We start from the raw sequence: 11,170 nt of genomic DNA on the forward strand, positions 1-11,170 counted from the left end.
TCCACCCGTGCGTGTGCTTGTCGTGACCGCCGTCCCCGCGGAACGGGACGCGGTCACGCGCACGTTCGGGGCCCCTTCCGGTGTGCCGGTCCGCCGGGTGCCCGGCGCGGAGATCCACCGCGCGGGGCCCTTCGACGTCCTGGCGGGCGGTGTGGGACCGGCCGCCGCGGCGGCCGCGACGGCCTTCGCCCTGGCGTCGGCAGATCTGGCGTCGGACCGCTACGGCCTGGTGGTCTCGGCCGGGATCGGCGGCGGTTTCGCCGGGGCCGCACCGGTCGGCTCCCTCGTGGTGGCCCGCCGCATCGTCGCCGCCGATCTGGGCGCCGAGACGCCCGGCGGCTTCGTGCCCGTCACCGGCCTGGGCTTCGGGCGTGACCAGCACCTCCCGCCCCGGTCGCTGGTACGGGCCGCGGCCGACGCCACCGGCGCGGCCACCGGCGACGTGCTCACCGTCTCCACCGTGACCGGCACCGCCGAACGCGCCGCCGCCCTGCTCGCCGCGCACCCGGCCGCCGCCGCCGAGGCCATGGAGGGCTTCGGGGTCGCGGAGGCCGCCGAGGGCATCGGCGCGCCCGTCCTGGAGATCAGGGCCGTGTCGAACGCCGTCGGCCCGCGCGACCGGGACGCCTGGCGCATCGGCGACGCCCTGACCGCGCTCGCCACCGCGTTCGGGAAGCTCGCCCCCGTACTGGAAGGTTGGACCCCCCATGACCACCACGACGCCTGACGCCACGCCCGCCGGGGCGGGCCCGCTCCGCATCGCCTACTCCCCGTGCCCGAACGACACCTTCGTCTTCGACGCCTGGGCGCACGGCCGGATTCCCGACGCGCCCGCCCTCGATGTCACCTTCGCGGACATCGACCTCACCAACGGCATGGCCGAGCGCGGCGAGCTGGACATCCTCAAGGTCTCGTACGCGGTGCTGCCCTGGGTGCTCGACGAGTACGCGCTGCTGCCCTGCGGCGGGGCGCTGGGCCGGGGCTGCGGCCCGCTCGTCCTCACGCGGGAGCCGGGTACGGACCTCACGGGCCGCACCGTCGCCGTACCGAGCGAGCGTTCCACCGCCTACCTGCTGTTCCGCCTCTGGGCGGCCGAGGTGGTGCCGGGCGGGGTCGGCGAGATCGTCGTCATGCCGTTCGACGAGATCATGCCCGCGGTGCGGGACGGGAAGGTGGACGCCGGTCTCGTCATCCACGAGGCCCGGTTCACGTACCAGAACTACGGGCTGCACAGCCTCGCCGACATGGGCCGCCACTGGGAGGACACGACCGGGCTGCCGATCCCGCTGGGCGCGATCATCGCCAAGCGGTCCCTGGGCCCGGAGGTCCTGAAGCTGCTCGCCGAGTCGGTACGCGCCTCGGTCCGGGCCGCCTGGGACGACCCGCAGGCATCCCGCCCCTACGTGCTGGAGCACGCCCAGGAGATGGACCCGGCCGTGGCGGACCAGCACATCGGGCTGTACGTCAACGAGTTCACCGCCGACCTCGGCGAGAGCGGCTACGCGGCGATCCGCGGCCTGCTGACCCGCGCCGCGGCCGAGGGACTCGTACCGCCCCTCGGCCCGGACGCACTGACGTTCGCCTGATCCCGGCCATCGCGCCGGGACCGGGACCGGCGGGCCGCGCGCGGCCGGTCAGACGTCGAGCTGATCGGCCACCGCGCGCAGCAGCCCGCCGATCTGCTTGCCGGCCGCCTTGTCGGGGTACCGGCCGCGCTCCAGCATCGGTGTGATGTTCTCCAGCAGCGTGGTCAGGTCCTGCACGATGGACGCGAGCTCGTCCGGCTTGCGGCGCTGTGCGGCCGCGACGGAGGGGGTCGGGTCCAAAACCGTCACCGAGAGGGCCTGGTCCCCGCGCTGACCTGCGACGACGCCGAATTCGACGCGCTGTCCCGGCTTGAGGGCGTCCACGCCGTCGGGCAGCACGGAGGAGTGCACGAAGACATCTCCGCCGTCGTCGCGGGAAAGGAAACCGAATCCCTTCTCGCTGTTGAACCACTTGACCTTGCCAGTCGGCAAAGCACGCACCCCATCTCAACCCGTATGCCGGAACAAAGCCTCAGCAGGTCAGGCTATCCAGTGGTGGTGCTGTGCCCTGCTGGCAGCAGCCTCCCCAGGGGGGATACCCCTCGTCAAGCCTGACCATCCGGACTCTGTCCGGAAACGGCGCCTCCTGCGTACGCCGGTGGCCGAACAACGGTTCGCCGCCGCCGGGACTTACCCTGACGGGGTGAGTACTACACCTCCTGGCGCGGGCGACCGTCTGGTCCGGATCGGCGCGATCGTCTTCTTCGTCGGCGCGCTGTCCACCCTGGCCACCATGGCCCCGCTGTTCCTCGGCACCCATCCGCTGCCGTCCATCGCCTGGTCCCTGTGCATGCTGATGGGCGTCGGCTTCCTGATCGCCGCGGCGGGTGTCGTCCGCTCGGTACGGGCGGGCTCGGCGAAGCGCCAGGGAGCTTCCTGACCCTCCTGCGGCGTCTTCGCCCCGGGACTCGCGGGGCAGGGGGGTCTGTTCCGGCCAGGACTTCAGGCGGCGTCCCACTCCGCTTGGACCCAGCTGAGCTGTGCCTCGCTGAGCCGGGGCTCGAAGCCCTCGGGGAACAGGAGCATCCGTGGTTGCGGCCACATGTTCTCGGGCCCGTGCTCCTCGCAGTGAAGCGCCAGGAGATGCGGGCCCTCCCCGCACGCCTCATGCCGGTACACCCGGTCGTGCGCCTGGCAGACGTACCAGAACCTCGTGCAGTCGTCCCCGTCGGGCGGGTCGTGGAACCCGGGGTCGCGGACGACGAGAGCCGTCGGTTCCTGGCGGTTGTGCCGGGGGATGGGCCGGGGATCACACCACAGCAGCCGGTGAGGAAGCATGCGGTGATGATGCCGGTCCGGCTTCAGATCCAGAACTCCGGCGGGCAGCCGGTCCAGCGGATCCCGGCGGGCAGATGGCCGGTGTCGTTGAAGAGGAGGACGGCCGGCGGGCGGTCGGGCGCGTAACGGATGACGGTCAGGGCCGCGTTGGCGTGGTTGATGCCCAGCCACCGCCACCTCGGCGCGCCCAGCGCGGCGCGGATGAGCCAGCCGGTGAGGAAGTTGTGGGTGACGAGCAGTTCGTGCCGGGGCTCGTCCCCGGCGACCGGCCCGGTGAAGCGCGCGAGCGCCGCCGCCGCGAGCCGGGGCCCCTCCGCACGTTCCTCGGCCGTGAACTGCTCCAGGAACGCCGTCCAGTCGTCGGCCGCCTCGGGCGGCAGCTCCTCGCGTGCCGGAAGGTACGGGACGTAGTCACCGGCCTCCTCGGAGCACCGCAGGGGCACCCCGTCGAACCGCTCACCGACCAGCCGCGCGGTCTGCCCGGCCCGTGCGAGCGGCCCGTGGTGGATCACCGCCAGCGGAACCCCGCCGAGCCGCTCCCCCAGGAGCCCGGCCTGCCGGCGTCCCGCGTCGGTCAGCTCGCTCTCGTCCGGCGACGCCTCGCCGTGCCGGGTCAGATAGAGGTACCGGGCTGCTGTGCCGGTCATGGGCGGCTCCCCTTCAGAAGGACGCGACGGTTGCGCGGGACTCCTGGAGGGACGCGGCCTCGCGTGCTGACGGTTCGGGCGGACGGCGGGGCGGGCTGATCCGGTGTCGCCGAGCTGCCGCGGACCGGACACCGCTGCGGAACTCGGCCCCTCAGATGGCGTGGTGTCTCGAATGCCCGGCATACGCGGCTTCGGCCGTGGTGGAGTCGGCCATCCGGCGACCTCCCCGATTCACCTCGCCGACCCCGGGAATTTCCCCGGCCACCGGCGTATTTCGCTCCGTGCCACAATGCCCGCATGGAGACCACCATCACGTCCGCGCTCGTAGGGACGCTTGAGCTCGACACCGGCAAGGGATTCGCCGCCCAGGTCACGATCCAGGACACCGGCCGGCAGTCTTTCTGGCTGAACATCTTCGAAGATGTGAGTTCCGAGCCGGGGCTCCTCGCCGGTGTCGCACCGGTCATCGACGATTTCCGCACCATATCCGACCAGGCGAAATCAGCGCTCGGGAAGCATCTCGCCGCACAGGACGAGAAGGTCATCGAATTCGTCCGCTTCCATACCGAGGAGATCGACGACCTGGACGAGAATATCCAGGAAAATCTCAGTATGCTGCTGGCCGGCGACGCCCTCCCGGACCCTCTCGCGGATTCATTCCAGATCCGCGGCCTGGTGTTTCACAAGGGCGCCGAGGGAGATCTCGAATTCTGGGTCGATCTCGCCCTCGCACCTGAATACTCGGACGAAGTCCTGTGCGTGAGGTTCGACGGTTCCCGGACGGTCGGCACGGTCTCCTGGGAAAGCTAAGGGCTGTCCCGTCATCCCTGGTGGATCAGCGTGCGGCGTCAGACGCGGCGCATCGCACGGCGGAGGGGCGCCCGAATACGGGATGTATCCCGGCGTCCCGACAACGCGGCGAGATGCCCTGGCTGTCGTCGCACGCCCGCCGGGGATCACGGGACAGCCCTGAGAGCGCGTGCCGAAGTGCTCGTACCGCCACTCGCCGGTGACGGCACATGAGCGTGGTGGCCCGGTACGGCCTGTGGTCCGGCCGCGTCATCTGGAGACCGGAGGCGGGAGCGCGAGGGCCCGGCCTGCCTGACTCCGGCGGCCGACCGCCCCGGGAGCCGGGCTTCCGGCGCTCGCGCACCCGGTCGTCCCGGTCCGGGGCCGTCCGGTCCAGTCCGGGGCCGTCCGGTCCGGTCCGGGGCGGCGCGGCGCGGGGCAGCGTGGCGGATGACGCGGCTACGGGCGGACAAGGCGTAACGCTCCCGCGAGCACCGCGCCCGCCCGCGCCGCGGAAGAGGCCGCCCCGCGTCACGGAGGAGGCCGTCCCGCGCCGCCGCCCGGCTACCGCGCCGCTCGCACGGCAGCGCCGAGGGAGGCCACGTCGAGGTCCACGACGACCTCGTCGTTCTCCCAGCGGCCGCGTTCGGAGATCACGAGGCCGATCAGGGCCAGCTCCCCGGCGCTGTCCCTCACGGCGTACTGCTCAAGGGTCTCCTCGCCGATGTCCTCCAGCTCGTCACGGTCCCACGCTGCCACCGCCGCCCGGCCCAGGGCCTTCGGCAGGCGCACCGTGAGCCGGGCGACCTGGGCGTCGACGCACGCCCCGACCGCTGCCAGCACCTTCGCGTCTTCCTGATACCTGGCGTACTGCCCCTGCTCGTTCACAGGACGAGAGTACGTACGGTTTCCCGCACCGCCGCCACGTTTGGCAGCACGCTCCAGGGCGGGCGCCACGCGGAGAGACGCGAGCGCGCGGCGCCGGAATCCGTCCGGAGCGGGAGGCGCTCTGTCTACGATCGGCGGTCGAGCGGCGATCCGAGAGGGCAGGAGGCTGGGAGTGGAGCTGACCGGCATGGTGGAGGAGGCCGCATGGGCGGCGCATCGCCCCGCGGTCTTCGGGGCGGCCTACCGGATCCTGGGCACCGTGGCCGAAGCCGAGGACGTGACGCAGGAAGTCTGGCTGCGCGCGGCTGCCGCCGACCTGTCTCAGGTGCGGGATCTGCGGGCCTGGCTGGTGACCGTGGCCGCCCGGACGTCCTACAACGTGCTGAAGTCGGCCCGCGTCCGGCGCGAGACCTATGTGGGGCCCTGGCTGCCCGAACCGCTGCTGACCGGGCCCGATGCCTCCGCCCAGGTGCTCGTGGACGATTCGGTGGGCACCGCGATGCTGCTGGTCATGGAGACGCTCACTCCCGCCGAGCGTGTCGCGCTCGTGCTGCATGACGTCTTCGGCTTCCCGTTCGACCGGATCGCCGGGATGCTCTGCGGTACGCCCTCGGCCGCCCGCAAGCTCGCGTCCCGCGCGCGGGCGCGGGTCGCCGCCGTCAAGGAGCTGCCGCGGGCACCGCGGGCCGAGACCGAACGCGTCCTCAAGGCGTTCAAGGCGGCTGCCGACGCGGGCGGCATCGCCGAGCTCGTCGAGCTGTTGCACCCCGAGGCCGTCTACCTCGCTGATGGCGGCGGCAGGGCGACCGCGGCGCGCAGGCCGGTCCGGGGCGCCGGGACGATCGCCCTGCTGGCGGTCAGGCAGACCGAGATCAGGCGTCCCGACGCGTTCCGGCTCATCGAGGTGAACGGGCAGCCGGCCCTGGCGACCTACCGTGGCGGCACGCTGGTCTGGCTCGACACGGTCGAGATCGCCGACGGGCGGATCACGGTGTTCAGGAGACTGGTCAATCCCGAGAAGCTGGCCCGCCTCGGTCACATCTGACCGCGCTGTCCTGTCTCCCTGGCGAACCTCCTGATCCCTCGGGGGGAACGAGAGAGGACAAGGACGATGGCACACGTGGTGATCATCGGGGGCGGTTTCGCGGGCGTGTGGAGCGCGGCGGGAGCGGCGCTGGCGCGCGGGGACGCCAGCCTGCGCATCACGCTCATCGCGCCGAACGAGCACATGGTGCTGCGGCCGCGTCTGTACGAGCCCGATCCGGACCTGGCCAAGGTGGAGCTCAGCAGGATCCTGGGACCGATCGGCGTCGCGCACCTGCGGGCTCACGTGCAGACGATCGACACCGACCGCCGCGTGGTGGTGGCCGACGGCCAGGAGACCGGCTACGACCGCCTCGTGCTGGCGGCGGGCAGCGCACTCGTCCGGCCCCGGGACCTGCCCGGCGCTGAACGGCTCTTCGACATCGACACCCTGGACGGGGCCGTGCGGCTCGCCCGCCATGTGCGTGACCGGCCGGACTGCCCGGTCGTGGTCGTCGGCGCCGGGTTCGTCGGCCTGGAGGCCGCGACCGCGCTGGCCGCCCGGGGCCGGGTGCTGCTGGTGGACCGGTCGCAAGCCGTCGGTGACCAGCTCGGCCCGGGGCCGCGCCGGGAGATCGAGGCGGCGCTGGACGAGCTGGGTATCGAGTGCCGCCTCGGGACGACCGTGACGGAGGTCGGCGACGGCTGCGCCGTCCTGTCCGATGGCACCACGGTCGAGACGGACACGGTCGTCTGGTCCGCGGGCATCAGGGCCAGCGCGCTCACCCGGCAGATCCGCGACGATCTCGACCACCTCGGCCGGGTACCGGTGGACCAGTGGCTGCGTACCCTTCCCGACGTGTTCGCCGCCGGGGACACCGCCGCCGCGGCGTTCGACGCGGAGCACACCGTCATGCAGGCCTGCCAGCACGCCACCCCGCTCGGCAAGGTCGCCGGCTACAACGCGGCAGCCGACCTGCTCCGCCTGCCGCTGCGCCCGTTCGCCCCCGGCCCGTACGTCACCTGCCTGGACCTGGGCGCCGCCGGTGCCCTCTTCACCCGGGGCTGGGACCGCAAGGTCATGGCGTCGGGCGCCGGGGGCGCGGACATCAAGCAGCGGATCAACCGGGCGATCCACCCGCCGGTCGACGACGCTGAGCGCATCCTCGCCGCCGCCGACCGCGTCCGCGTCGAACTCCCCTTCTTCCCCCGCGACGAGGAGAGCGCCGCCCCCGGCGTGTGAATCCCCGGAGACGCGGCTCCCCGCCGGACCGCCACGGCCCCGGCTCCCCGGCTCCCCTGCCGGGCCTGATCACCGTCAGGCCCGGCCGGGTTCGTGTACGTCTGCGCCTGCGCCTGCGCCTGCGTGCGCCGACACGGCCGGAGGGGGTGAACAGCCGCTGTCCGGTCCCGGGTTCCGGCTCGGCCTCTCCTTCTGTGGACCTGCTGCGGAGCGCCGCTGGGGACGGCACCCGGTGGGGTGCGCGGGTGAGCGATCGTGCAGGCTCAGCACATGGCCAGTCGCGCAGAGAAGTACCTCGCCCATCTTGATCGGCTTTCCGGGGGACGGGAGCCCCGGTTCTTCCCCGTCGAGTCGACCAGGCAGGGGCTGCCGGGCGTGACGGAGATCGTGTACGACGACCTGCCGGACGGGTTCCTCACGGCGCTCACCTACGGCTTGTCGCTGGCAGAGCACCCGGACTGGCAGCACGGCTCGCCGGAACTCTGCCTCAGCGTGAACACGGCCGACGTGATCTGGGCCCACGCGGTGGGCTACCTCGCCGAGCAGCTCCGGGGCACCTGCCCCTTCACCTACGGCAGCACCATCGACTTCGGAGAGCGCATCACGCCCGAGTCGGAGCTGACGGCATTCTGCGTGTTCGCGCCGATGGTCCTCGCCAGCGACGACTACCTGGGCATCGACGTCTCCGTTCCTGGACACGAAGGCCATGACGTGATCAACGTCCAGGGGATGTACCCCATCCACGAGGTCGAGCGGCAGTTCATCAACGAGCACGGGCTCGAAGCCTTCTGGAAGAGGGACTGGGAGCCCGCCGACGTGCTGCGCCGCCCCGCGGTCTGATCCAGGAACGCCCGCGCCCCCGGCAGCGGCGGCTCATGGGGAACGGCGGCTGCTGCCCGGTCACCGCTCGGTCCGGGGCGGCTTCCCGCGTCGCCCCGGCACCCTCGGCCGTCACTCGGCGCGCATCCACTCCAGAACCTGAACCAGGACCTGCGCCCGAACCCGAACCCGAACCCGATCCCGTGACCGGGGCCGGGGCCGGGGCCGGTCAGGGGTTCCTGACGGTGACGTCCCCGTTGGTGCTGCGCAGCCCGAGCCGGTGCGCGGCCGACGGGGAGTGGGCGACGTCGATGGTCCGGTCGCCGTTCACCGTGCTCGCCGTCACGTCGTAGTCGGCCTTCGGCACGGTCAGGGTGACATCCCCGTTGGTCGTCGTGGCCTGCACGTCCGCCGCCGTCACCGACGTCAGGGTGATCGCGCCGTTGGTGGACCGGGCCCGGATGCGCGCGCCCCTGATGTTCTCCCCGGTGATCTTGCCGTTGGTGTTCTCGGCCTCCACCGTCCCGGTGACGCCGTTCATCTCGATGCGCCCGGATCCGGTGGTCACCTTCACCGCACCCACCCCGGACAGGTGGATGCTGCCGTTCGACACCTTCCCGCTCACCGGGGTGCCCGCGGGTACGTCGACGGTGTAGCGGACCGAGCAGCCGCTGCCACAGCCACCGAGGACCAGCACGCCGTTCTCGATCCGGTGGGTGGCACCCGTGGGCCGCTCGCCCCGGTAGGTGATCTCCCGCCGCAGGGACGGCTTCCCGCCGCCCTCGGTGCCGTTGACCGTGACACCGCCCGACTTGTTGTCCAGCCGTACGGCGGTGATCCTCCCGGACAAGGTGCTGGCGTCCTCGGTGGTCTCGCCCATGACCAGACCGCACGCGGAGAGTCCGCCGACCGCGAGCGTGGCCGCCGTTAACGTCCCGAGGCCGCGGAGTCCCTGACGCATCACATGTCCCCCAGTTCTTCGAACCCAACGGTCCACGACGCTATAGCGGCCGCAAGCGGGCAGCCATGGGGTAAACCCCCGGGCCCGGCCGCGGGCTGTCCTCACCGTGATCATGTAACTGGTCCGTGACAGCGGCGTCCTGGTACGAAGACTCCCGTATCCCCGCGCCGCGTGACCCCCTCATAGTGATCAGGCAAGCAGCACCGCACGCAGCCGATGCCGCGTCGGCCTCACGTCACCGATCACCAAGGGGTTCCCTCATGTCCGGCAACCGTCGCAAGGCCTTCCTCCTCTCCGCGGTCCTCGTGGGCGGCGCCATGCTGATGACGGCATGCCAGGACACGGAGGCGGACGGGGCCACGGACAACGGTGCCGCGCGGAGCTCCGCGTCCGCCACCCCGTCCACCCCGTCCGGCTCGTCCGACGCGAGCAGCGGAAAGGGCACGGACAAGGCCGCCGACCAGGGCTCCGGCGGGGCGGACAAGGGCTCCGGCGTGGACACCGGCAACGGGAAGCGCGAGCAGGTCGGCCAGGTCTGCGGCGCCAACGACCTCTCCTGGAGCACCAGGTCCGAGACCCAGGCGGGCGGATACATCCTGGTCATGGCCAAGGCCAAGTCCGGCATCACCTGCACCCTCCCGGCCGCCCTCCCGACCGTGGCGTTCGGCTCCGACGGCACCGAGGCGGGCCCGGCCGAGCAGTCCGTCGGCGAGGCGATCACGCTGCGCGGGAACACCACCGCGTACGCCGGGGTGAACCCGAAGACCACCAACACGGACGGCGGCAAGGAGCTGGACAGCATCATCGTCGCCGTCGGCAGCGCCGACCCGAACCCGGAGTCCCTGAAGGTCGGCGCCTTCACGGTCGACTCCCCCGTCGTCACCAACTGGCACACCTCCCCCGCCGACGCCGTCCCCTTCGACTGAGCTCCCGGCCGGGAGCGGGGCGGGGGTTAACCTCACCCCCGGTCGGCCGGTTGTCCGGATGGGCGGACAAGCCCCGGGCGGCGAGGCTGGACACGTAAGGATCCACCAAGCAGGTAAGGGCCCCTCCGTGTTCAGTTCCTCCCCGTCCCGCCCCCGCCGTCGTCGTACCGTCCGGACCGCCGCCGTCGGCGCGCTCGCCGCCGCGCTCTGCGCCACCGCCATGGCCGGCAGCGCCTCCGCCATCGTCAACGGCGCGGATTCCAGCGAGAGTTACCCGTTCATGGCGGTCATCCCGATGTCGGCCCCCACGCAGGGCCTGGAGGAGGGCAACTGCGGGGCGTCGCTCATCGACCGGCAGTGGGTGCTGACGGCGGCCCACTGCGTGCAGGGCGAGGGGCTCGAACTGGACGGCATCGTGCGCGTCGGCAGTGAGCACCGCACGTCCGGCGGCACCGTCCGCACCATCGACCGGGCCTTCGTCCACCCCGGTTATGTGAACGGCGACAACAAGTTCGCCAACAAGAACGACATCGCGCTGGTCCGCCTGGACCGCCCCGTCTCCCAGCAGCCCGTCAGGATCGCCGGGCAGCCCGGAAAGCCCGGCGCCCCGACCCGGCTGCTCGGCTTCGGCACCACCGTCGACACCGAGTTCGCGTTCCCCGACCGGCTCCAGGAGCTGGACACGCGCCGGGGCGCCGCGTCCGAGTGCGCGCCCGGCTACGCCGACCGCACCCGCCTGTGCACCATCACCACCAAAGCCGATGCCATGGCCTGCTTCGGCGACTCCGGCGGACCGCAGATCATCAAGGGCCGAAACGGCCGCTGGGAACTGATCGGCGTCACCTCGGGCCCCGGCGCCCCCGGCGTACCGTGCTCGCAGGGCCCCGGCCTCTACAGCAGCGCCCCCGCGTACGCGGGCTGGATCAACAAGACCATGAAGACCCACCGTGCCGTCCACGCCGGCCACACGGCACCGCGAAGCCCGCAGCGAGGGTGACTCCCCCGATGCC

At 72.2% G+C, this 11,170-nt stretch carries 14 protein-coding genes; 9 read left to right on the forward strand and 5 right to left on the reverse strand.

Annotation, left to right across the window (positions count from 1 at the left end):
- Positions 1-7 precede the first annotated feature (7 nt).
- Both ACFVWY_RS22290 and ACFVWY_RS22295 read left to right on the forward strand, forming a co-directional pair.
- Entirely contained in the window at positions 8-727 is a 720-nt protein-coding gene (locus tag ACFVWY_RS22290; protein ID WP_389875113.1) for a futalosine hydrolase, read from the forward strand.
- Positions 708-1,586: a 1,4-dihydroxy-6-naphthoate synthase gene (locus tag ACFVWY_RS22295; RefSeq protein WP_389875115.1), complete on the forward strand. Its 879-nt coding sequence runs from the start codon at positions 708-710 to the stop codon at positions 1,584-1,586. The genes ACFVWY_RS22290 and ACFVWY_RS22295 overlap by 20 nt, the downstream gene beginning before the upstream one ends.
- 48 nt (positions 1,587-1,634) lie before the next feature.
- Here the strand turns inward: ACFVWY_RS22295 and ACFVWY_RS22300 are convergent, their stop codons facing one another.
- A complete protein-coding gene (locus tag ACFVWY_RS22300) occupies positions 1,635-2,018 on the reverse strand; it encodes a cold-shock protein (protein ID WP_389875117.1) in 384 nt (127 codons plus the stop codon).
- A 211-nt stretch (positions 2,019-2,229) separates the two neighbouring features.
- Here ACFVWY_RS22300 and ACFVWY_RS22305 point away from each other — a divergent pair, with 211 nt between their 5' ends.
- Positions 2,230-2,466 carry a hypothetical protein gene (locus tag ACFVWY_RS22305; RefSeq protein ID WP_389875120.1) on the forward strand — a complete coding sequence of 79 codons (237 nt, stop codon included), beginning with the start codon at positions 2,230-2,232 and terminating at the stop codon, positions 2,464-2,466.
- 62 nt (positions 2,467-2,528) lie between these two features.
- Here the strand turns inward: ACFVWY_RS22305 and ACFVWY_RS22310 are convergent, their stop codons facing one another.
- Entirely contained in the window at positions 2,529-2,864 is a 336-nt protein-coding gene (locus ACFVWY_RS22310) for a hypothetical protein (protein WP_389875122.1), read from the reverse strand.
- Between the two features lie 23 nt (positions 2,865-2,887).
- Positions 2,888-3,511 (reverse strand): histidine phosphatase family protein, encoded by a 624-nt coding sequence (locus tag ACFVWY_RS22315; protein ID WP_389875125.1) that lies wholly within the window; start codon positions 3,509-3,511, stop codon positions 2,888-2,890.
- Positions 3,512-3,808: 297 nt separating this feature from the next.
- Between ACFVWY_RS22315 and ACFVWY_RS22320 the strand changes: the two genes are divergently transcribed.
- Complete coding sequence (locus ACFVWY_RS22320) at positions 3,809-4,321, forward strand: hypothetical protein (RefSeq protein ID WP_389875127.1); 513 nt, start codon at positions 3,809-3,811, stop codon at positions 4,319-4,321.
- Between the two features lie 543 nt (positions 4,322-4,864).
- Here the strand turns inward: ACFVWY_RS22320 and ACFVWY_RS22325 are convergent.
- Positions 4,865-5,188, reverse strand: coding sequence for a hypothetical protein (locus ACFVWY_RS22325; protein WP_389875130.1), 324 nt, complete (start codon positions 5,186-5,188; stop codon positions 4,865-4,867).
- 187 nt (positions 5,189-5,375) lie between these two features.
- Here ACFVWY_RS22325 and sigJ point away from each other — a divergent pair, with 187 nt between their 5' ends.
- From sigJ to ACFVWY_RS22340, 3 genes are all read left to right on the forward strand, one after another.
- Positions 5,376-6,233 (forward strand): RNA polymerase sigma factor SigJ, encoded by an 858-nt coding sequence (gene sigJ / locus ACFVWY_RS22330; RefSeq protein ID WP_389875401.1) that lies wholly within the window; start codon positions 5,376-5,378, stop codon positions 6,231-6,233.
- A gap of 66 nt (positions 6,234-6,299) precedes the next feature.
- The gene (locus tag ACFVWY_RS22335) at positions 6,300-7,454 is read left to right on the forward strand and encodes an NAD(P)/FAD-dependent oxidoreductase (protein ID WP_389875133.1); all 1,155 of its coding nucleotides are present in this window, start codon (positions 6,300-6,302) and stop codon (positions 7,452-7,454) included.
- Between the two features lie 270 nt (positions 7,455-7,724).
- Positions 7,725-8,294: a suppressor of fused domain protein gene (locus ACFVWY_RS22340; RefSeq protein WP_389875135.1), complete on the forward strand. Its 570-nt coding sequence runs from the start codon at positions 7,725-7,727 to the stop codon at positions 8,292-8,294.
- 208 nt (positions 8,295-8,502) lie between these two features.
- Here the strand turns inward: ACFVWY_RS22340 and ACFVWY_RS22345 are convergent, their stop codons facing one another.
- Positions 8,503-9,234: a DUF4097 domain-containing protein gene (locus ACFVWY_RS22345; protein ID WP_389875138.1), complete on the reverse strand. Its 732-nt coding sequence runs from the start codon at positions 9,232-9,234 to the stop codon at positions 8,503-8,505.
- Positions 9,235-9,494: 260 nt separating this feature from the next.
- On the opposite strand from ACFVWY_RS22345, the gene ACFVWY_RS22350 reads away from it, so the two are divergent.
- Together ACFVWY_RS22350 and ACFVWY_RS22355 are read left to right on the forward strand one after the other, a co-directional pair.
- Entirely contained in the window at positions 9,495-10,160 is a 666-nt protein-coding gene (locus tag ACFVWY_RS22350; protein WP_389875140.1) for a DUF4232 domain-containing protein, read from the forward strand.
- Positions 10,161-10,287: 127 nt separating this feature from the next.
- Positions 10,288-11,157 carry a S1 family peptidase gene (locus ACFVWY_RS22355; RefSeq protein ID WP_389875142.1) on the forward strand — a complete coding sequence of 290 codons (870 nt, stop codon included), beginning with the start codon at positions 10,288-10,290 and terminating at the stop codon, positions 11,155-11,157.
- Positions 11,158-11,170: the final 13 nt, after the last annotated feature.

The sequence above is a fragment of the Streptomyces sp. NPDC058195 genome (genome assembly GCF_042883525.1).
Classification (GTDB): domain Bacteria; phylum Actinomycetota; class Actinomycetes; order Streptomycetales; family Streptomycetaceae; genus Streptomyces.

What these genes read in the sequence shown, in the direction of transcription:
- ACFVWY_RS22295 (WP_389875115.1), top strand. Translation starts at nt 708, where the DNA reads ATGACCACCACGACGCCTGACGCCACGCCCGCCGGGGCGGGCCCGCTC.
- ACFVWY_RS22310 (WP_389875122.1), bottom strand. Translation starts at nt 2,864, where the DNA reads ATGCTTCCTCACCGGCTGCTGTGGTGTGATCCCCGGCCCATCCCCCGG.
- ACFVWY_RS22315 (WP_389875125.1), bottom strand. Translation starts at nt 3,511, where the DNA reads ATGACCGGCACAGCAGCCCGGTACCTCTATCTGACCCGGCACGGCGAG.
- ACFVWY_RS22320 (WP_389875127.1), top strand. Translation starts at nt 3,809, where the DNA reads ATGGAGACCACCATCACGTCCGCGCTCGTAGGGACGCTTGAGCTCGAC.
- sigJ (WP_389875401.1), top strand. Translation starts at nt 5,376, where the DNA reads ATGGTGGAGGAGGCCGCATGGGCGGCGCATCGCCCCGCGGTCTTCGGG.
- ACFVWY_RS22335 (WP_389875133.1), top strand. Translation starts at nt 6,300, where the DNA reads ATGGCACACGTGGTGATCATCGGGGGCGGTTTCGCGGGCGTGTGGAGC.
- ACFVWY_RS22340 (WP_389875135.1), top strand. Translation starts at nt 7,725, where the DNA reads ATGGCCAGTCGCGCAGAGAAGTACCTCGCCCATCTTGATCGGCTTTCC.
- ACFVWY_RS22345 (WP_389875138.1), bottom strand. Translation starts at nt 9,234, where the DNA reads ATGCGTCAGGGACTCCGCGGCCTCGGGACGTTAACGGCGGCCACGCTC.
- ACFVWY_RS22350 (WP_389875140.1), top strand. Translation starts at nt 9,495, where the DNA reads ATGTCCGGCAACCGTCGCAAGGCCTTCCTCCTCTCCGCGGTCCTCGTG.